Here is a 20,879-nt window from a genome sequence, read left to right as displayed (position 1 = left end):
ATTTTTTCGGCAAAATCGTTTAATTGTGGATATTAGCCCGAAATCTGCTTCATTTGAGTCGTTATGAGAAAACAATTTGCGCAATGGGCCCTCGCCGGCCTCAGTCTTAGCCTTCCTCTGCAAGCCCTCAGTCCAGGGGATAGCGTGGCTCTGGAAGCCGTCTCCAGTGCGGATTTCATTCAAGGAGAAGCACCGGGCGAATGGAAAGAGGGCGAGGTCTACATCTTCGAGTGCTGGGCCACTTGGTGCGGCCCTTGCATCGCCGCCATTCCCCATGTCGACGAACTGTTCGACACCTTCCACGAAGAGGGGCTCCACATCTACGGCATGAATGTGTGGGAAGAGGGAAAAGAAAAAGTCAGCGGCTTCGTCGAGAAGAAGGGTGACGGCATGTCCTACCCGGTGGCCTACGTGGGTCGCGGGGGGGCCTTTGAGGAGAGCTGGCTGAAAGCCGCTGGAGTGACCGGCATCCCGCATGCCTTTGTGGTGAAAAATGGCAAACTGCTTTTCACCACCCACCCTGCCAGCCTGCACGAAGACACCATCAAGGGTCTGCTCGCCGGCGGAGACGAGGAAACCGCAGTGATTGAAAAGGTGCTCCAGGAACAAAAGAACAAGGAGCTGGTCACCGAGAAAATCAAAGCCTTCCGCCTTGCCAGCAAGGATAACGATTTGGCCGCCATGCAAGCCGCTTACGATGCGATCGCGGAGCTTTCCCCGGGTGCCCCTTACTTGCCGAGCTTCCAACTCGACCTGAAAATCGCGGCAGAGGATTGGTCCGCCGCCGCCGAGCTGCTCGCCAATATGGACGAAGCAGCAGGCAGCATGGTCGCTCGCCAGCTGGCCTTCCAATACGACGATCCCGAAGGCGAAGTCATTCCCGACAGCCTTCGCAAGGCCATTTTGCAAAAAGTGCAGGCCGCGAAAGCACCCCACTTCTACGACGGCCCCATCACCGCCCGCCTGCAGTGGCTGCTGGGCGACAAGGAGCTGGCCAAGGAAACGGCGACCGGAATCACCAGCGACAAAGTGCCTGCAGGAGTGATCGAAGACTTCGCGGGAAGCTTCGCGACCGACACTCCCCACTCTTTGCAAGACTTCAGCAAAGCGCTCAACTTGGCCATGAGAGAGCAACAGGCCCAGAAAGCCGCCGAACAATAAGCGGTCTCAAAACCACTTTCTCCACCAACCCCGGGACAACCTCCCGGGGTTTTTTTGTGTCTTTACGCCTTGCCGCAATCTTTCTTGAAGAAAAGCCCCCTTCTGCCAGTTTGAAACATGTGAAATTTCGCTTATTGGGCTTTTTCCTGCTAGGGCTGGGCACCGGGGTCCTCTTTCTCAAATTCCGCCCGACTCCAGCCCCCTCGGACCCCCGTCTTCCGAACATTCCCCCGGCGGCCAGCACCAGCCTTCCTCCCACGCCAGTAGTCAACGAGCCACCTCCCCCTCTTTCGCTGGGAGGCTCGATGGGAGGAAGCACCATTGGTGGCAGCTCCAGCACGTCACCCCCGACCCCAGCTCTCCTGCCAAGCGCGGAACAACTCGCCCAAGTGACCGATTTCACTGCCCGGGTAAGGGAAGGCCATCTCGCTGCGGACGAGATTCACCGTCAGTTCGAGGAACTCTTTCCGCACATGAAGCCCTTAGGCTCGCCCGTCCAGTTCAATGCGGAAGGAATGGATGCTTTCCAAGCAGTCTGCGAAAGAGACATCTCCCTCGCTTTGGAACTCCTCAAGACCCATCTCATTTATGAAGAGAACCTTGAGGACCACACCCAAAAAAGTCGCCACGTGATCAGAGTGGGCCCCACTTTCTATCAGAAGGCAGCCGAGAATTCCCCCGAACTCTTCCTCGCAGCCATCAAGGCCACTACGCAGAACCAGAATCGGGAGTCTGTCGCCGTCGACTATCCCCCCTCTTTTGACTTCGCCAGCGTCCATCGTGAGCTCAAAGCCTTTTACCAACAGTCGGAAAACTCCCCCACCCTCTTGCAAAAAGGACCGCAACCTGCCGATCTTTACGAAGACTGGGCCCAGCGAGACCCGGAAGCAGTTCTCGCCCTCCTGCAACAAGCCCAGGAGCAAGACGAAGACCCCGCGCGGTATCGGGGATGGGATCTGGCCGCCTACTACCGCGGCGTGAGCAAGGAGGAAAAGGAAGCAGCCGCCGGGGGACGAATTCTCGGCCATCTCTGGCGCGAGCAAACCCTCAGTCGAGAGTCTATCGCTGCCGTCCTCGCCGAATCCCTCACTCCCGAGCTCCTCACCGGCTTTGCCGAAACCAGTGGCCTTCTCGCTCCTACAAAACCATGAAAATTATCGTTTCCTCCGCCCTCGCTTTCACCGCCGGCTTTGGCCTCATCCTCCCCTTCCAATCGGGAGTCGCCAAAGCAGCCAACTCTCCAAGCAAGCACGATACCAAATCAGCACCGCCCGGGCACGCGAGCAAGAGTCAGCCTGAAAACCGCCCTGAGACAGCATCGAAAGCTTATATCTCTGAGGCCGATCGGGAGGAAGCCCTCGCTCCCTTTCTAGCAGCTATCGCCAGTGACGATTGGAGCCGGGATGAAATACAAACCCAATTTGCCAAGCACCTCGATTTCATTCTCGTCCAAGAAAGCTCTGCCTCGCCAATCGCCTTTTCCTCCCCCGGGGAGGAGGTCTTCACCGCTCTTTGCCAGAAGGACATCGCCCTTGTCATCGAATTGGTGCCAGCCTTCCTGCGCTATCCGGCCACCACACACACGGCGGCTGGCGAAACCCTCGTCGACCACTGTGTAGCCCTGCCCACGCACTATCTCGACGTTGCCGCCCAAGACTCGGAGGCCACCTTCCTCCAAGCCCTCAAGGCCAGCCGCACCCACCGCTCTTTCCACTCCAGTCAAGCCGTGGACATGCCTGCGAATTTCGATTACCGCCTCGTAGCGGATGAGATGCACGCCTGGTTGGAGACTCATCCTCAGGAGCATTTCAGCGCCATGCCCTTCGACCTCTTTCTCAACTGGGGGATGAGCGACTTTGCGGGCGCAGTGGCTTGGTTGCAGGCCCGGCCGGAGCGGGATGAAGCCCGCTACCCAGAATGGAGCTTCGCTGCCGCTTTCCGGGGTTATCGCGGAGACCACACCCTGCGCCGCCCCCATTATCAAAAGCCCTCTGCGGAAGAAATAGGAACCGCTCTCGGACAATACTGGCATCAGTCCGACCTTGATGCGCAGGATCTCCTCGCCGCCCTGCGCACCAACCTGACCCCGGAATTGCTGGCAGCCTTCGTCCGGGCAAGTGCACAGTAGCCAAACGGCCCTATTCCAAACCCGGGACGGGAACCAAAAAAAACGCCCCGGTTTCCCGAGGCGTCTTTGTGGTAAAAGTTGTTAACGCGGCAAGCTTCAGTTGTCGTCGCTGGGGCTCCATTCCTCCGAATCGGAAGACGAAGAGGCGAGGTTGAAGGCCTGCTCCAGACCCACCAGGTCGCCGGCCGGACGCAGGGTTTCGAAGCTGGCGCTTTCTTTCTCCAACTGGTCTTCGGTGTAAGCCACAGCCTTGATAGAGAGACCAACGCGGCGCTCGATCTTGTCCACCTTGATGACGCGGGCTTCCACTTCGTCGCCGACCTTGATGACGTCCTTGACGCGCTCCACGTGCTCCTCGCTGAGCTGCGAGATGTGGATGAGGCCGTCGATGTCGCCGTCGAGGCTGACGAAGGCGCCAAAGCTGGCGATCTTCGCAACAGTGCCTTTGACGATGTCGCCCACCTTGAACTTGCTGTCGATGTCGGACCAAGGGTCGCTGTCGAGCTGCTTCATGCCCATGGACACGCGCTGGTTCTCCTTGTCGATGCTGAGAACAACCGCTTCCACTTCGTCGCCCTTCTTGAGGATTTCGGAAGGATGGTTGATCTTGCGGGTCCAGGAGAGGTCGGAGACGTGAATCATCCCGTCGATGCCTTCCTCGAGGCCCATGAAGGCGCCGTAGGCAGTGAGGTTGCGAATCTCGCCCTTGACCTGCTTGCCAATGGGGTAGCGGGCTTCGATCTCGTCCCAAGGATTGGGCTCGAGCTGGCGGACACCGAGAGAAATCTTCTGCTCTTCCTCGCTGATGCCGAGAACGACCGCCTTGAGCTCCTGGTCGAGCTCGAGCACGTCGCTGGGACGGGTGATGCGCTTGACCCAGGAGAGCTCGGAAACGTGCACGAGGCCTTCCACTCCTTTTTCCAGCTCCACGAAAGCGCCGTAGGGAAGAAGCTTGGTGACCTTGCCAGACACTTCGCTGCCGATGGGGAACTTGCCCTGAATGTCTTCCCAGGGGTTGTCGGTCATCTGCTTGAGCCCGAGGGAAACACGCTCTTTTTCGCGGTCCACTTCGAGAATCTGCACCTCGATTTCCTGCCCGATGCGAAGGAGCTCGGAGGGATGCGCGATGCGGCCCCAGCTCATGTCGGTGATGTGGAGCAAACCATCCATGCCCTCGAGGTCCACGAAAGCACCGAAATCGGTGAGGTTCTTGACTTGGCCAGTGACCTTGTCGCCCACGGCCACAGTCTGGAGGAACTTCTGGCGGCGCTCGGAGCGCTCGGCCTCGATGACCTCGCGGCGGGAAAGAACGATGTTCTTGCGGTCGTCGTTGACCTTGACGATTTTGAATTCGTAGATGTTGCCCACGTATTCGGTGAGGTCCTTGGGCGGAATGATGTCCACCTGGGAGCCGGGCAGGAAGGCTTCCACCCCGACGTTGACCATGAGGCCACCTTTGACGGCAGCTTTGACTTTGCCTCGCACGAGACCGCCATCTTCGTAAACGGCGACAATCTTGTCCCAGTTCTGCTTGTGGGCGGCCTTCTCTTTGGAGAGGACGATCATGCCTTCATCGTCTTCGAGCTTCTCCAACAAAATTTCGACTTCGTCGCCGACTTCGATTTCTTCATCCTCGAATTCCTGCACGGGGACGACGCCCTCCGATTTGTATCCGATATCGACGATCACGACCTGGGGGCGGATGTCGAGGATGGTTCCATTCACGATGGAGCCTTCGCGGAATTCGCGAAACTCCTGATCAATAAGAGCCGACAACTCCTCGTTGTCGACGGGTGCGAGTTCTGCACTCATGTTCTGTTTCTGTAGGTTAAGGTTAGGTTCCTTGGTTCACTTTCTATCCGGCAACTGCCCCTGTCACAGGTCGATCTACCGGGGCTCCAACCGATCGACTGCCCGAATAAAAAAAATCCGCCGCACTGAGAGCACGCTCGAAGGGAGTCGAACCCCTAACCTCCTGATCCGTAGTCAGGCGCTCTATCCAATTGAGCTACGAGCGCATTCTCAGCGCGGCGGGAGGCGGAGAATAAGGATTCCCCCACCGGTGTCAAGCTCGCACCAAAAGAAATTTCACTTTTTTCTCCCGCCGTCGGCCCGTCCTCCCGGCGAAGGACTGGACCTCAGATACTAAACGCTGTCGTTGGTGGCCTTGATGTCACTCAAGGCGGCGATGAAGTCCCCGAGAATCTCACTCGGCACCATGATGGTGTCCCGGTTCCCGCCCACGTCTTCGGTGATCTTCACCACTCGCCCGCGCGCGTTCTCTTTCAGATCCAAGAAAAAGGTCTTCCGATCCGCCAAAATCTTTTCCGTATGCAACAAGTTACTCTCCACGATTCTCTCCCTAGGTTACAACGGGAAGCATGCCTCCCTCAGCGGAGAGGTCAAGATTGGAGTTACCGCAAGCAAAGCGATGGACAATTGTCCTGCTCCTCCCGGCCCCATGAAGCCCATCCAGAGAGGACGCCGCACCACCCCCTTCTCCCAAGTGCAGGCCCGCTCTCGCGGTGAGCACAAACCCCAATTCTCCCTGAATCATCATCATGAAAATGCGGTATCATCCACTTATTTAACACCCTTTCCAGCAAACCCGCTAACAAACCTAAAAAAAGAGAAATTACCCTTTGCTCTAACAATAATATTTCTCTAAGAAAAAGATAACCATGAAAAAGAAGTCGATTCGGCGCTGGGAACTGGCGAATCATACTCTTCACTTAGTGATAGTCACTGTTTCTTTATCATTCATCTCCTGCAAGGAGCAACCATCCACTCCCGACTACTGGGACAAAAGTAGTGAAGACGTCATTAAGGAATTGCGTTCCGAAGTCGACGAGGACGAGGCAGTGGATGAAGCGCTGGGAGGGAAAACCCTGCGTGGCACCCCGGTCTACCCTCGCTCTCCGGAAGACTTTCCCGCCGAGCCCCGCGATCTCTTCTATCTGATGGACCAGGTGGCACACGCCGATGGCGAGATCAAGCCCCTGGACTTCGATGCCAATGGCAACGGCCAGGTGGAGGACGTTAGCGAAGGAGCGATGGCGCAAAGAGAACGCGATGCCGTGCGGGGCCGCAATACCTGGCTGCTCTGGGGTGCGGGCAACGAGGCCTTCTGGGGCTGGTTGCAGGAGCAAGGCTATGGCTTGGAGGATTTCCTCGTCCTCATGGATTCCAAGGCGCGTAGCTCTCGTTTTCGGGACAAGGGAATCATCAACCAGCCCGGCTTCGTCACCGCCGGAGAGGACGACAAACTGTTTGAACTGTTGGGATTGCGCATTGACCAAGCCACCCCCGAAGCCCTTCTCCTGCCTCCCCAGGATCCAGCCGCGGGCCAAGGGGCTCGGAGTCTGGTGCAAACTCACGACGCGCAAGGCCGCCCCCTCCCCGAACCGGTGAGCGTGCCCACACCCACCGGAACCTACCGCGACGCGAATAATGACTATGACTTCTCGGACTGGAACCGCCTGCTCTTTGAGCCGGGAGACAAGGACCTGGCCCGGCAGGTCATCGAGGCCCTCCCCAAGGACGGAGTCGATTACTCGGTCTACGGCTTTCCTAGTGGAATATTCGGACTCCGTCTCGTGCTCAATCCAGATTTCTTTGGCAACACCAAGGCCGCCGCCGAGGCGCGGAAATACTGGCAAAGACAAGTCACCGCCAATCGTAATCTGAGCGACGGTGAGAACTACTACGGCAACAGGAAAATCCAGATGGATCCCCATCTCATCCGTCCTTTCCGTCCCAGCATGTCTTGTGGCTTTTGCCATATTGGTGCCCACCCTCTCCTCCCGCCCCTCGATCCGGAGAATCCCCGCTGGGAAAACTTATCTTCTATCATTGGCAGTCAACATTGGAAACCCCAGAGAAACTTTGCCAATTCAGTTGACGGAAAAAACTTTCTCTATCACTTCCTGAATAGTCAACCTCCAGGCACGATAGATACCTCGTTAGTTAGCACCGATCATCTAAATAACACAAATGTCATCAATGCTATCTACGATGTGCCCAGCCGCATTGAACGCTCCCTGACGAAGCCGCCGGAGAAGCAGGCTGGGGCCAATTTGCTCTTCTACGGTCGTTCTGCCGACGAATCTCCCCTCGAGGCTCCCTGCCCCATGGTGCTCTTCCCTGGCGAAGACAGCGTTGGCACCGAGCCCGCGCTGGCCCGGGTCTATCTCAATATCGGGATGTTTTCCGAACAGTGGGAAAAAGTGGACAATCCCGTGATCGGCTTCAAACCCCAGCGTCCTTTCTCGGTAGCCACCTCGCGGCGGAACTCCGTTTATTGGATGACCAACGAGAAATATCGCGTGCCCTATTTGGCGCGATTCTTTCTCTTGGGCGGCCCCGACGGGGAGGGAAATCCTTCGCCCGTGCCAAAAAGCACCGCAGCCATGAAGCTGGCGGACGCCTTAAAACACCACGAAACCACAGGCAAATCCCTGGCTGAACAAGCTCCCTGGCAGGAGGAAAACACCCGCTTGGAGAAATGGAAAAGCACTCAGGCAACCGGCAACGTCTCCGCCGGGAGAGAGGTTTTCCTCAATAATTGCGCCCTCTGCCACTCCAGCAAGCAACCCCCTGGATTCCACCTTGAATTTACACCAAACTGGGCCGACAAGCCGGCTCCCGAGGAGGGGAAAGAGCCCACCTATCACCTGCCGTCCTCCTTTGCTGACTGGGAGGCCTTCCGCCGAAGTCCTGCGATGGCCGATTACCAGCGGCGCATCCACGCCCTGGCAGGCGATGCTCCAGCGGAGGGCCCCGATCCCTTCCTCGAGAATAATTTCCTTTCCAATGAACTCCGCATTCCCGTCACCCTGGTGGGAACCAATGCCGCCCGGGCACTGGCCACCAATGCCACCCGGGGCTCGGTGTGGGCCGACTACTCGTCGGAGACTTTCAAGGAATTGCCTTCGGTGGGAGAAATCCGTTATTTCAATATTGCGAAGAAGGAAGCGCCCGATTCCTACGGAAACAATGACTCCTTCTCCCCGCCTGCCGGAGGTGGGGGTCCCGGCTACTATCGCCCTCCTTCCCTGATTTCCCTCTGGGCCACCGCTCCCTATTTCCACAACAACGCCCTAGGAATCTACAACCACGATCCGAGCATCTCCGGGCGGCTGGCCGCCTTCGAGGACGGCATTGATCGCCTTCTGAACCAAAGCGAGCGCGCCCGGAGCTACCAGGCCGAATATGAATTGGACCCCAAGGGCTTCCGCTTTGGCGATCTCCGCCGCGCGGGGGCGGGCTCTCTCGCCGCCAAGGATCCGGGAATGATTTACCGTACTCCTCAGGCGACTCATTTCACCTTCGCCGCGCCCTTCATTCCCCAGCTGGTGAGAGGGGTCACCTCGCCCTTCGTGCACAAGCTGCTTTCCCTCATAATCTGGATTGTCCTCTTCGTTCTCTTCCTGTGGGGAGCCCGGGCGGGGAGGGCCCGCCATCTCGGCATTCTCCTCACCGTTCTCGGTCTGGTGGGAGCAGTGGCGGGCCTCTTGCTGGGTATCGTGGGCTGGGTGACCGTCCTCTTTTTCCTCCTTCTGGCAGGGGCGGGGGTTTGGCTCCTCCTCACCGGTCGGGATTTGGGCAAACCGGTGCGCTACACCTTCCTCGGCCTAGCGCTGGCCAGCCTGGTCCTCGGCACCCTGGCCAATCGCTTTCTCAATGGCAAAGGAAGCGACCTCGAGATTGGGCCCATTCCCAAAGGCACTCCCGTCAGCCTCCTGATGAATATGGATCCTGAGAAAAAGGACAAGCTCCCTGCCGCCGTCCTTGGTCTGGTGCGGGCCATGGCCGCCACGGAGGACGATATGAGCGATGAGGAAGCATGGAGAATTTTCCAAGAAAAAGCAGCTCCCGCCCTGATCGAAGCCAGCAAGTGCCCCGACTTCGTGCTCGATCGCGGCCATTGGTTCGGCGAGGAGCTGACTGATGGAGAGAAGGAGGACTTGAAGGCTTTCCTGCGAACCCTGTGAGGAAACAAGAGCATGAGCAACAACGACTCAACAGCCGCCGAGCCCTCCTTTGACTACATCATCGTCGGTTCCGGTGCCGGGGGCGGTCCCCTCGCCGCCCGCCTCGCCCTCGCCGGGCGCCGCGTGCTCCTTCTGGAAGCCGGGGACAACCCGACCAGCGAAAAATCAGTGGCCTTCCCCCATGCCGAAGCGGGGGAAATCCATCGCGCTCCCGGCTATCATGCCGCTTCCACCGAAGAACGGGAGATGAGCTGGCAGTTCTCGGTGCGCCACTTCGCAGACGACGAGCAGCAGGCAAAGGACGAGAAATACAATCAGCTGCAAAAGGGCTTTCGCGATCCGGCCGATCCAGAACACATCGTGTCCTTCCCTCCCCGGGAAGATTGGCTGGATCAGGCTCAGGACCAGGAGCGCCGGGGCGGCATCTTCTACCCCCGCTGTGCCTCTCTGGGAGGCTGCACCTCCCACCACGCCATGATCGTGGTGGCTCCCAATGATCGGGATTGGAATGAAATCGCCGATCTGACGGGAGACGAGACCTGGCGGGCAGAGCGCATGCAGGGGTATTTTGCCAAAATGGAGCGCTGCCTCTACCGCCACCGTTACCGGAACTTCCTGGCCAGCCGCCTACCCCTCCTAGTCAAGCTGTCGGAGAAGGCTTTCCGCTGGCTCGATCCCCGCTCCCTCCTCAACCGGGGTGGCCATGGCTCCGATGGCTGGCAACCCACCAGCTTCATCGAACCCACTTTGGTCGAAAATATCACCAAGGCCGACAAGAGCTTCTTCAATGTCCTGAAGACTGCGGTGACGAGCACTCTGGACCATCGCGGCCCCGCCCTCGCGATGCTGAAACGAGCACTTGTGCGCTTCAACTTCGCCACCTACCTGGACCCCAACGATCCGGACAATCGACGCCAACGCCCGGAAGGAGTCTACCTCATTCCCACCGGAATCGAGAGCGAAGCGGGCATGAAGGACGGCAAACCGCTCCTCAAAGGGGAACGGGTAGGGGTGCGGGAGTTCATCCTCAACACTCAGGAAAAGTGCCCCGACCGCTTGGAAATCCGCACCGGTGTGCACGTCGAGCGCGTGCTTTTCCGGGAAGGAGACGACGGCATCCCCATCGCCTGTGGCGTCTCCTATCGCAAGGGAAAGCACCAGTATGACGCCTGCACCGAGACCAAAAAGGGGGGGAAACGGGTAGAAGTCCGGGCCCGGCGAGAAGTCATTCTCTCCGCGGGGGCCTTCAACACCCCCCAGCTACTCATGCTAAGCGGAATTGGCGACCGCAAAGTGGTGGCGGAAGCCCGTCAACGCTCGGCCAATGATCGCTTCGCGAAGGACGACTTTGGCTTTCTCACCTTCGTGGACCAGAAAGAGGGAGAGAAAAAAAGGGAGCGCTTCGTTCATCTTCCCGGCGTCGGGCGCAATCTGCAGGACCGCTACGAAGTCAGTCTGGTCAGTGAAGTGGCGCAGGACTTCACCACCCTCGACGGAGTTTCCTTTGCGCCCGGTGATCCGGCGGACCCGGCCCGCAAAAGCTATCTGGAAAATCGCAGCGGACTTTATGCCACCAATGGAGGCGCGATCGCGGTCTTGCGCAAAAGTCCCGCCGCGTGGCGAGAAAACCGGGCCGAACCGGATATTTTCGCCTTTGGGGCCCCGGCGGCCTTTCGCGGCTACTATTGGGGATGGTCGCGAGAGCTTCTCCGGCCCACTTTGGGGGCGGCCAAAGAGCAAAGAAACCTCTGGTCGTGGATCATCCTGAAGGCCTACACCCACAATGAACAAGGAGGGGTCAAGCTCTGGAACCTCGACCCCGCCAGGCAGCCAGCCATTTGCTTTGATTCCTTCAACCACCAGTTTCTGAAAGACGCCCCCCAGAAGGGCCGCGATCCCCGTCTCACCCAGCGGGCCGCCAAGCAAGTGGAAGACGATCTGGAAGCCCTTACCGAGGCAATTGCCTTCTTCCGCCAGGTCAACCGCAACTGCGGCTCCTCCTTTCGACGGGAGATCCAACCCGGGAGCGATCTGCCCGACCATTCCGAAGAACTTTCCCTCTGGGCCAAGTCCCAGGCCTGGGGGCACCACTGCTCCTGCACCTGCCGCATCGGCGCGGACAAATGGCAAAAAGACCCGGACCAGCTCACCGATCGCCATGCCGTCCTCGACAGCCAGTTCCGCGTCCACGGGGTGCGTGGACTGCGCGTGGTGGACGCCTCCGTCTTTCCCCGGATTCCCGGCTACTTCATCGTCGCGCCCGTCTTTATGGTGAGTGAAAAGGCCGCCGACACCATCCTCGCTGACGAAAAGCGGGAGGATTTTCCCGCCGAATTCTGCCGCGCGGAAGCCCAAGCCATCGCCGAGCGCCGCCGGGTGGCCCGCCTGCCGCAAGCGGCCGACACCCCGGCGAATGGCCTCCCGGCCGACACTCTGGGGCTGGCCCTTTCCGGTGGCGGGGTGCGCAGCGCCACCTTCAGCCTCGGCTTTCTCCAAGCCCTGGCGGAAAAGAATCTGCTCCGCCGGGTGGACTACCTCAGCACAGTCTCCGGCGGCGGCTATGCCGGAGGCTTCCTCGGCCGCCTCTTCACCCGTCCGCAAGTGACCAATGCTCCCCCGGATAGCAGCGAAGCGGCCGACCCTGTGGGCAAAGTGCAGGATCTCCTGCGGGAAAATCATTCCGCCCCCATTTCCTGGCTCCGCTCGCAGGCCGATTACATTCTGGGGGGAGGCTCCCGCAACCTGATGCTGCACGCCGCCATCCTGTGGCGGAATCTCTTTACGGTCTACTTCCTCCTCGGTTCCGTGGCCTTTCTTTTCTCCTCTCTCATTGCCTACCTCTCGCTGGCTCTGCCCGACACTTTGGCCCCTGCCTCCTTCACCCTGGGGGGAGAGACGGTGAACCCCAGCCCCCTCTTTTTCTTCCCCATCTTCCTCCTGATCGCTGGCGTCATTCCTCTCTCCCTGGGTTACTGGCTGACCCCCGGCCCCCAGAGCTACCGCCCCCTTTCTCCCCTCCCCCTGGCAGCCACCCTCGTGCTCCTCATCGCCAGCCTGTTCTTGCTCGGCACCGGTCAAGTTTTGCTGGGCGGGCTCGCCTTCGTCATCCTCCTCCTGAGCTGGCTGGGGCAGGAGCTCGCCCGGGTCCAATCCCGGGCAGGCTCTCCTCCCGGCACGGAATGGACCGATTTTCAAGCCGGGGGGGCAGATTCCATTTTGATTCGCAACCGCATCACCGCCTGGTTGGGAACAGCCCTCACCCTCTTCGTCGCCACCATTCTGATCGCCACGCTCGACACCGCCGCCCGTCACTACACCTGCTCGTTTGGCGACTTTCTCACCACTCTGGGGGCCCTGCTCATGACCGCCCCCGCCCTTTCCTTCCTCAGCCACCTAGCCAACAAAGTCTCTTCGGGCCCGGCCCAAGGGATGGGGTGGAATCTCGAGACCACGGTCAAAGTCCTCGCCCTTCCGCTCCTCGCTCTTCTTCTCTTCATCGTTCACGTCGGCACCCATTCCCTGCTCCACTGCCATCGCGCCTGGTTTCTCCTCATCGTGCTCACCGCCTTTGGCTTCGCGCTCGCCTTCGGCTACGCCTTTGAGGTCCTCAATCGCTCCTCTTTCCACAAGTCCTATGCCGCCCGGCTCATCCGCACCTATCTGGGAGCGACCAATGCCCGGCGGGTCTTCGGAGCCGGCGGCTCGGGAGGAGAAAATATCAAGTTGGCAGATGGCGATGACGACCTCCCCTTTGACCAGTATCATCCCGAGAAAGCCGGAGGCCCCCTCCACCTAATCAATGTCTGCATCAACGAGACCGTCGACAATGCCTCCGATCGCTCCATTCTCGACCGCAAGGCCCTGCCCATGGCTCTGGGACCCGCCGGCGTCTCGGTGGGGCGGAAGTATTTCGCCCAATGGGCCGCACCAGACCCCCACCGCCGCTGGCAAAAATTCTTCCGCCGCCTCCACGGACACGATGGCCCCGAACGACGCCATGAAAGAAACGGGAAAGAGCGCAATGCCCTGAAAGCGATCCCTCTCCTCGGCGACCCCCACAACTTCCACGTCCTCGGCACCCGCCAGGGAGAAGCAGCCAACGCCGAGCCCCTCTCGCTGGGAACTTGGATGGCCATCTCGGGCGCGGCCTTCAGCACCGGAATGGGCCGCCGGACCAGCCCCTTGCTCTCCCTCTTCTTCGGCCTCGTCAATTTCCGCCTTGGCTATTGGTGGGACTCCGGCATCTGGGCCAACGAGCGCCCCAACCGCTATCCGGAGAATATCTTCCGTAAACTCTCCAGCCTGCCCGTGCGCTTGTTCAAAGTGCAGAGCCTGCTCCTCGCCGAGTGGCGGGGCCGCTTCCACGGAGCCTCCCGCTGGTTCTGGCACCTCAGCGACGGGGGGCACTTCGAGGTGACCGGTGCTTACGAGCTGGTCCGCCGCCGCGTGCCTTACATCATCCTGGTCGATGCGGGGGAGGACCCCAAGTACCGCAACAATGACCTGGCCCTTCTTGAACGCCGGGTCCGCGTCGACTTCGGAGCCCAGATTCAGTGGGTGCCCCAGCCCCAGTCGGCCGCGTTTTTCGGCGACTCGCAAGAGAAGGCCTGGAATGATATCGTCACCGCTGCGAACGACATGCGCCCCCCCGATGCCACAACAGCACCGGATTCGGAGACCTTGCGAGAAAGCGCCCACCAGGCCCGAGCCCACTTCGGCTCTTGGATCGACGCTCGCTATCTCGGCTCACTGGACCAGCTCACCCGGGATTTCAAGGGCAATGGCCCCCACGCCGCTCTGGCCCGCATCACCTATGAACACGGTCCCGGCGATCAGGATAGCCCGGAGCGACAGGTGAGCTGGCTCTTGCTCATCAAGCCCAGCCTGAATCGCGAGCTCTCGGGCGACATTCTCAACTACGCCAGCAATTGGCCCCACTTCCCCCAAGACTCCACCCTGGACCAATCCTTCGATAGCGCCCAATGGGAGAGCTACCGCGCCTTGGGTCAACAAATTGGAAATCGGGTACTGCGCGATTTGAACAACGGACCGGAGCCAGCGACCGATCACGACTAGGCACGCCATGAAGCTCCCGTTCTTCCACCTTCCCGGCCTAGTCCTGCTGCTCTCCGGGGCCCTCTCCCTTCCTCTGGCGAGCTCTGATCACGCCGACCCCCTCGTCATCAACCCCCTGAAACCTGCCCAGGATGGGGAAGCCCGCTTGACCGATCTTTACGTTTTCAGCGACTCCAGCCATCCCCCCGGGGCTCTCGTCCTCATTCTCGGGGTTTTCCCCGGTTTGGGCCCGCCCCAAGAGGCTCTGCCTCTCGACTTCGACAATCTGGAGTATCGCCTCGCCCTCGATCTGAATCGGGGAGGGACTCTCGGCCTGCGCCACGATAAGGCCATGATGCAGCAGCGCTACGGGGGCCACTTCGACCACCCCGAACAGATTGCCGCCGACATTGCCTTTGATTTCACCTTCGATGAACAAGGAAAAATTGCCCGCTTTGAAGTCACCGGACTCTCGACAGGCAAGGCCCTCACCGAGGGAGACTTTGTGCCCGGGCGCATCAATGTGGCTTCCGGTCTCTTCGACGATCCCTTCCTCCTTCCCCGCTTCGAGCGACACAACGTGGTCGCCGCCATCATCAGCCTCCCGCTCAATACCCTGGACGACGCTCAGGAGGTCATCGTCTGGGGGGAAGCCTGGCGCAAGGGCCGCAAGGTCGAGCATGTCGGGCGGGCCCAGCGCACCCAGCTACCCCGCTTCGAGCTCCTCAACACCCTGCCACCCTCGCAACACGTGCGGGAAATCCTCCGCCGTCACGAGCAACCAACCCTGGAAGAGGACTTTCGGCGCACCTTCCTCTCCCCACTCTTCGCCCATCGCCCCTACGACGCCGCCCCCGACGTCGTCATCTTCCGCCTGCCGACGGGCCCGGGTCAAAGGGCTCGCTTCCCCAATGGCCGCGCGCTGAATGATGACGTGCTCCTCCCCTTGGCCATCCAAGGCGACGGGCAATTGCTGGAAGTCGCCAAGACCGACGATCCCCACTACGATGCGGCCCGGGGAAATGACAAACCCTTCCTCGCGGCATTCCCCTATCTCGCGCCCCCGTGGACTGGTCCTGCTCTCTCCCATCACCCGGCCCGGGTCCCCTCCCCCCGCCCGGACCTCACCCCGGCCAATTGGCGCAAAGTGGCCTTCCCCCTTCTAGCCCTGCTTCTCGCTCTCGGCCTCGTCACCCCCAAGCTCTGGGCCCGCTCCCGCCTCCTCCCCGCCCAACTCGGCCTGCTCTTCCTCGCCGGAGCGCCCGCCCTCACCCTTCTGGCAGGAGCCGCTTCGTTTGCTCCCAGCCTCAAGCTCGCTCTCCTCCTCCTCACCCTCGTGCTCACCACTCTCGCCGCCGCCTCTTTCTTCTTTTTTATCGCTTGGAAGGGGGGAGAATTCCACGCACGCCAGGCTGCGAACCCCTCCAGGGGAGGACAGGCTTTCGACTACGAAGACCGCCAGGCCACTCCCCTCTCCTGCGAGGAAACCTGGCAAAAGCTCTCCGCCGAGCCCTATCAGGAGCTCCCCCTTCACCAGCTTTCCTTTCGGCGCCTTCTGTGGGGCACGCTCACCCGCCACCCCCTCTTCGACTACCTCGCCGCCCAGCGGCGCATCCTCCACTCGCAAGCCCCCTTCCGCGCCACCGGCCAGGGTTACCCCAAACTCATCAACGCCAATGGCATTTGCCTAAAGGGAACTTGGCAAATCGCCGAAAACAAAGACAACCCCTACCAAGGCCTGCTCGCCCCCGGCACCAACTTCCCCCTCCTCGCCCGTCTTTCCTCCTTCACTGCCGAGACCAAGAATGGACACCCCCGTTCGCTGGGACTCGCCTGCCAACTTTTCCCCCGGGAAAATGAGCACGACAAAGTCCACACACTTCTTCTCCACGAAGATTTTGGCGGCCTGCACGCCCCCAGCATCATCGGTAGCCACCTCAGCAATTCGCCCCCGGCCACTCTCCGTCTGTCACGCCAAAGCCTGCCCCTCCTTCTTCTCACTCTCATCACCTACCCCTTCCAAAGCCGGAGCCCCTGGACCCGCCCCCTTCACGTTCTCACCTCAGGAGCCGGAGAGCCCCGTTTCCTGCAAGTGGTCCTGCAGGGAAGCCCCCCCACCACCGACTCGCAGGAGAGCGACTTTCGCGAGGAAATCCTCCGCCGCTTTGCCAACGAGAAAACGCTCGAACCACTCTCCGGCGAAATCTGGGTTTCCGACCAAGGGGCTCGCAAAGGCCTCTCCGGCCAACTCTCCGGAACCGAATGGCACCGCATCGGCACCATTCTCTTCCACGCCGCCGTCGCTTCTGCAGCAGGCGATCGCCAGTGGCATTTTTCCCACCACCTCCCGCACTCCAGCAACCACCCAGCCACCGACTCATGAAATCTCTCCTCCTTCTTCTCACCCTCACTCCACTCATGTTCTCCTGCCACTCCCTCACTCCTGCGGAAAAACGCTTCCAGAACGCCCTGCAACAAATCGATCCCGTCTCGGAGCCCTTGGCCCAAAAAACCGAGATCATCGACATTCACACCCACACTTTCAACTCCCGCTACCTCCCCCTGCGCGGGATTCTCTTGGGCAAACGCGACCTCTTCCCCCCCTTTTCCTGGCTCATCTCCGACTGCTGCGCCATTCATCTGGCCGATGCCATCAGCCGCCTCACCCGCGAGGGACCACTCGCAGGCGAAGCCGCCTCCCAGCCAGCAATCACACCCGAACTGCTCCGCCAGGAAGGCCAGCCCGGCTTTCTCTGTGGTATCCTCATCGGGCTCATCGAAAAAGGAATCCAAGCCGGGGCCTGGGACCCCGGAGTCGACTTTGACACCCGTTTGGCAAGCATCACTGCCGTCGCCGACCAAATGAATCCCCTCGAGCGCACCGCCATTCGCACCGCAGGAAAGATGATGGGATTTGAGGAACTGCTCACCCATCATTCCGGACCCACCAGCGATCAAGCCCTGGTCCGCTTCCTCTGGCTGCTGACCCAGAGCGACAGCGATATGGTGCCCATCTTCCGCCAATTGCACGGAGACCAGGGCGCCCGCATCACCCTCGTCTCCCACGCCATGGATCTGGGCCCCGTCTATGCTCAACAGCGCGAAGAAGGCCGCTTCTACGACTTCGTCACAGAGCAACTGCCCCGCCTCCGGGCACAAGCCGCCCGGGAAAAGGGCCGCATGCTCTGGTTCGTCGCCTACAACCCCTTCCGCGATCACACCGAAGGCGGCCAACCCGGCTCGGCCCTGCGCATCGTCCGGGAGGCGGTGGAAAAATACGGTGCCAGCGGGGTCAAAATCTACCCCCCTTCCGGCTACCGGCCCGCGGCCAACGACATTCCCCGCAAACCCCGCCCCCTCTTCACCCGCCATCCGGGTGCCCAGTGGGAAAATCGTTTCGGCTCCCTCGATGCCGCAGAGCTCAACCGACGCCTGGCCGAAGTGCTGGACTGGTGCCTCGAGAATGACGTGCCCGTTTTCACCCACGCCGGCCATGGCGAGTTCGAGGCCAGGAAGGGCTACGGCGAACACCACTCCCACCCCAAATGGTGGCGGGCTTACCTGGAAAGCAAGACTCCCTCCGGCAAAAGTCGCTCCGGCTTGCGGCTCTGCCTCGGCCACGCCGGCGGCGAAGAATTCTGGTTGGGGAAAAAGAACTACTCCAACTGGGGCCAGGAGACTCTCGCCCTCTGCCGCGAGTTTCCGCACGTCTACTGCGAGATCACCATCAATTCCTTTGTGGTCGAACCCAAGGACCAGGCTCGCTTTGGCCACCGGCTGACGAACCTGCTCCAAGAGGAAACCGAGCATAAGAACCACTTCGGCGACAAGCTGCTCTATGGCACCGATTGGTTCCTCCCCGACGGCGCTCATCCCGCCGCCGCCCTCCGGGCCACCCAAGCGGTCTTTCTAACCGATGGCCTCCGCCCTTTTTACCAGCGCTACTTCTTCGAGAATTCCCGTCGTTTCCTCAAAATCCACCCCGCCCGGTAGCGAGAGCCAACGATCTTCATAAAGACTCTTTCGCAAACATGGTGAGCAAGGTTTCCCCTTAAAAAGAGCTGGTTTCCCCTCCCCAACTTACCCAAGCTCGCCCCCGCCATGTTGCTGCCCTACCTCCGCCAACTCCTTGCCCAGGGCGAGACCCACCTCGCGGTCACCCCCGAGGCCCGGGCGGTATTGCGCAAACTCTACAAACAAGAACTCACCCTCGGCCCCGATGGCCCCAGTGAGAGGAAAGCCCCCGACCTGGCGAAGCAAGCTCCTTCGTCTGAAGAGCTTCCTCGCTTGGATCGCCCGGCCAAAAAGGCGACCCCATCCCCCTCCCCGGCAGCAGGTAACGAACCAGCACCTCGACCAGTCCCCCAAGGCTCCAGTCCTGCCGAAAAGCTCGCCTCCCTCCAGTCTCTAGCCGCCCACTGGCCCCCCTTCCGCGAGCTGGGTTCCTTCCGCAAGCACCTGGTCTTCGGCAGCGGCAAGGTCACCGCCGACCTCATGCTGGTGGGCGACGCACCCGGCCACCACGACGAGCAAAAAGGCCATCCCTTCGCCGGCCCCGCAGGCGAGAAACTGGACGCCATTCTCAAAGCGATGAAACTCTCGCGGGAGGACGTCTACCTGACCAACCTCTGCAAATACCGGCCCGCCATGCCAGGGCAAACCACCAACAACCGCCCTCCCCGCCGGGAGGAAGTCCACCTTTCCCTCCCTTTTCTCGCTGCCGAAATCGCCATCGTGCAACCAAAAGCCATCGTCGCCCTCGGCGCGGCCTCCGCGCAAGGCCTCCTCAACCGCACGGACAGTTTTGATGACCTCCGCGGATCTTGGCACCAAGTCGAAGGGGTGCCCACCCGCGTCACCCACCACCCCTCCTTCCTCCTTCTCAATGATGCCGATGCTTTGCAAGAGAAGCGAAAAATCTGGGAAGAGCTCCTCGTAGTGATGGAAAAGCTTTCCTTGCCCATCTCCGAGAAGCAACGAGGATACTTTTTACCAAAACAATGATGAAAACACTCGCTCTCACCCTCTTCCTCGCCGTTCCGGCCTTGGCCGACCATCACGGAGAAAAAGCCGCTCTCCCCGCCGGCCTGCCCGCCCAACTCGATACCGCAAAGCTAGAGGAATCCGGCTTCACCGCTCTCTTCGATGGCAAAACCCTCGATGGTTGGCGCAAAACCGGCGGCACAGCCGAGTATGAAGTGAAAGACGGAGCTATCCGAGGCTTCGGGCAAAATGTAAAAGGCAATACCTTCCTCCGCACCAATGAGGTCTTCGGCGATTTCATTTACGTCTTCCAATTCAAATTCATCGACAAAGACGGCAACTCCGGCTGCATGTTCCGCGGCATTCACAAAGGTGACGATCCCGATGGCCGGGTGATGGGCTATCAATGCGAGCACGACAACTGGAAAAACGGCGCACGTTCCTGGACCGCGGGCATCTTTGACGAAGCACGTCGTGGCTGGCTCGATCCCCATAAAGACGCCCCCGAAGAAGTGAAAGCCGCCTTCACCGAGCAAGGTGAGAAAGTCTTCAAATGGGACGACTGGAACACCATCGTCATCAAATGCGAGGGGAATCACCTGCAGACTTGGCTCAACGGCGAAAAACGTGCCGATTACACCGACACCAACGACGAGCACACCACCCTCGAAGGCTTCATCGCCCTCCAGGTCCACAGTGGAAAATCCGGTGACATTCTCTGGAAAAACCTCTATCTGAAAGAACTCTAAGAGAACCCCCGTTCCCCTTCCAACGAACCCCGGCACGAGACCTTCGTCCGGGGTTTTTTCTTGTCCAGATATCTGGACTCTTCCCCGGATCACAAAAAAACGGCCCCGAACCCAGTCGGAGCCGTCTTCTGGAAAAATTCAAACGAATGAAACAGTCTTAGAAGCTGAAGCTGACGGAAACACCACCGTAGATGCCGTCGAAGTCTTCAACACCGATACGGTCCACATTGTAGCCGTCGGCACCGTTGTAAGCCACGTAGGGAGAAACAGTGATGTTCTCGCTAGCAGCGTAGTCAAAGGAGAGAGCCGCATTGTAGCTGTTGTAGTGATCGCCACCGTCCGCATCGACAGTGAAACCCCAAGTAAGGCCCAAAGAAGCGCTCAGCTTGTCGCTGATGTCGTAACCGTAGGAAGCGCTCAGCTCACCCCAAGCAGGATTGGCATCGGTGTCGCCATCGACAACCCAGTAGAGAGTGGCACCAAGGTCAACGCCGTAGAAGGCAGCACCAAGAGAACCGTAAGCTTCGGTGTTGTCAGCATCGATAGTGTCGTCGAATTCGTAGTGGATGAAGCCGAGAGCAGCAGTGAAGTAGCTGAAGTCCTTGGAAACTTCACCATAGATGTTCAGCTCGTCATTCGCTTCGTTGTCAGAAGGATTGGCATACCAGACACCCGCGCTCCAATCGAGTCCGCAATCGCAGGAACCAGCAACGTCGAGGCCATACTCATACATGTTGTCGCCAAGATCCTGACCACGCCACACGTAGGTGGAATTGTAGCCAACGTGGAAGTCTGTTTCGATCTCCGAAT

11 protein-coding genes, 1 tRNA gene and 1 pseudogene are annotated in these 20,879 nt (G+C 60.0%); 9 read left to right on the top strand and 4 right to left on the bottom strand.

Annotated elements, in window-relative coordinates; all coding sequences use genetic code 11:
• Positions 1-63 precede the first annotated feature (63 nt).
• From JIN78_RS03740 to JIN78_RS03730, 3 genes are all read left to right on the top strand, one after another.
• Complete coding sequence (locus JIN78_RS03740; RefSeq protein WP_200390598.1) at positions 64-1,161, top strand: redoxin family protein; 1,098 nt, start codon at positions 64-66, stop codon at positions 1,159-1,161.
• A 119-nt stretch (positions 1,162-1,280) separates the two neighbouring features.
• Positions 1,281-2,312, top strand: a complete 1,032-nt coding sequence (locus tag JIN78_RS03735; RefSeq protein ID WP_200390597.1) for a hypothetical protein — start codon at positions 1,281-1,283, stop codon at positions 2,310-2,312.
• Positions 2,309-3,289 (top strand): hypothetical protein, encoded by a 981-nt coding sequence (locus tag JIN78_RS03730; protein WP_200390596.1) that lies wholly within the window; start codon positions 2,309-2,311, stop codon positions 3,287-3,289. Before JIN78_RS03735 ends, JIN78_RS03730 begins: the two co-directional genes overlap by 4 nt.
• A 96-nt stretch (positions 3,290-3,385) precedes the next feature.
• Here the strand turns inward: JIN78_RS03730 and JIN78_RS03725 are convergent, their stop codons facing one another.
• The 3 genes from JIN78_RS03725 to JIN78_RS03715 form a co-directional block, all read right to left on the bottom strand.
• Complete coding sequence (locus tag JIN78_RS03725) at positions 3,386-5,101, bottom strand: 30S ribosomal protein S1 (RefSeq protein WP_200390595.1); 1,716 nt, start codon at positions 5,099-5,101, stop codon at positions 3,386-3,388.
• A 132-nt stretch (positions 5,102-5,233) separates the two neighbouring features.
• Positions 5,234-5,307: transfer RNA gene (locus JIN78_RS03720), tRNA-Arg, on the bottom strand.
• 127 nt (positions 5,308-5,434) lie between these two features.
• Complete coding sequence (locus JIN78_RS03715) at positions 5,435-5,641, bottom strand: RNA-binding protein (RefSeq protein ID WP_200390594.1); 207 nt, start codon at positions 5,639-5,641, stop codon at positions 5,435-5,437.
• Positions 5,642-5,970: 329 nt separating this feature from the next.
• Between JIN78_RS03715 and JIN78_RS03710 the strand changes: the two genes are divergently transcribed.
• The 6 genes from JIN78_RS03710 to JIN78_RS03685 all read left to right on the top strand — a co-directional run bounded on the left by JIN78_RS03710 (position 5,971) and on the right by JIN78_RS03685 (position 20,069).
• Positions 5,971-9,282: a CvpA family protein gene (locus JIN78_RS03710; protein ID WP_200390593.1), complete on the top strand. Its 3,312-nt coding sequence runs from the start codon at positions 5,971-5,973 to the stop codon at positions 9,280-9,282.
• A 12-nt stretch (positions 9,283-9,294) separates the two neighbouring features.
• A complete protein-coding gene (locus tag JIN78_RS03705; protein WP_200390592.1) occupies positions 9,295-14,358 on the top strand; it encodes a GMC family oxidoreductase in 5,064 nt (1,687 codons plus the stop codon).
• A 7-nt stretch (positions 14,359-14,365) separates the two neighbouring features.
• On the top strand, positions 14,366-16,720 hold the full coding sequence (locus JIN78_RS03700; RefSeq protein ID WP_200390591.1) for a hypothetical protein: 2,355 nt from the start codon (positions 14,366-14,368) through the stop codon (positions 16,718-16,720).
• Entirely contained in the window at positions 16,717-18,330 is a 1,614-nt protein-coding gene (locus JIN78_RS03695; protein ID WP_200390590.1) for an amidohydrolase family protein, read from the top strand. Before JIN78_RS03700 ends, JIN78_RS03695 begins: the two co-directional genes overlap by 4 nt.
• 108 nt (positions 18,331-18,438) lie before the next feature.
• Positions 18,439-19,341 (top strand): uracil-DNA glycosylase, encoded by a 903-nt coding sequence (locus JIN78_RS03690; protein WP_200390589.1) that lies wholly within the window; start codon positions 18,439-18,441, stop codon positions 19,339-19,341.
• A complete protein-coding gene (locus JIN78_RS03685) occupies positions 19,341-20,069 on the top strand; it encodes a 3-keto-disaccharide hydrolase (RefSeq protein ID WP_200390588.1) in 729 nt (242 codons plus the stop codon). Before JIN78_RS03690 ends, JIN78_RS03685 begins: the two co-directional genes overlap by 1 nt.
• A 157-nt stretch (positions 20,070-20,226) precedes the next feature.
• On the opposite strand, the pseudogene JIN78_RS03680 reads toward JIN78_RS03685, so the two are convergent.
• Positions 20,227-20,879: pseudogene (locus JIN78_RS03680) on the bottom strand (hypothetical protein); the annotation flags it as partial.

It is taken from the genome of Roseibacillus ishigakijimensis (genome assembly GCF_016595415.1).
Taxonomy (GTDB): Bacteria; Verrucomicrobiota; Verrucomicrobiia; order Verrucomicrobiales; family Akkermansiaceae; genus Roseibacillus; species Roseibacillus ishigakijimensis.
The sequence above is the reverse complement of the archived record's forward strand: the minus strand, read 5'-3'. Positions and strand labels throughout refer to the sequence as shown.

Bases quoted from the DNA above. Each gene is read 5' to 3' on its own strand.
- JIN78_RS03740 (WP_200390598.1), top strand. From the start codon at position 64: ATGAGAAAACAATTTGCGCAATGGGCCCTCGCCGGCCTCAGTCTTAGC.
- JIN78_RS03730 (WP_200390596.1), top strand. From the start codon at position 2,309: ATGAAAATTATCGTTTCCTCCGCCCTCGCTTTCACCGCCGGCTTTGGC.
- JIN78_RS03725 (WP_200390595.1), bottom strand. From the start codon at position 5,101: ATGAGTGCAGAACTCGCACCCGTCGACAACGAGGAGTTGTCGGCTCTT.
- JIN78_RS03710 (WP_200390593.1), top strand. From the start codon at position 5,971: ATGAAAAAGAAGTCGATTCGGCGCTGGGAACTGGCGAATCATACTCTT.
- JIN78_RS03705 (WP_200390592.1), top strand. From the start codon at position 9,295: ATGAGCAACAACGACTCAACAGCCGCCGAGCCCTCCTTTGACTACATC.
- JIN78_RS03700 (WP_200390591.1), top strand. From the start codon at position 14,366: ATGAAGCTCCCGTTCTTCCACCTTCCCGGCCTAGTCCTGCTGCTCTCC.
- JIN78_RS03695 (WP_200390590.1), top strand. From the start codon at position 16,717: ATGAAATCTCTCCTCCTTCTTCTCACCCTCACTCCACTCATGTTCTCC.
- JIN78_RS03690 (WP_200390589.1), top strand. From the start codon at position 18,439: ATGTTGCTGCCCTACCTCCGCCAACTCCTTGCCCAGGGCGAGACCCAC.
- JIN78_RS03685 (WP_200390588.1), top strand. From the start codon at position 19,341: ATGAAAACACTCGCTCTCACCCTCTTCCTCGCCGTTCCGGCCTTGGCC.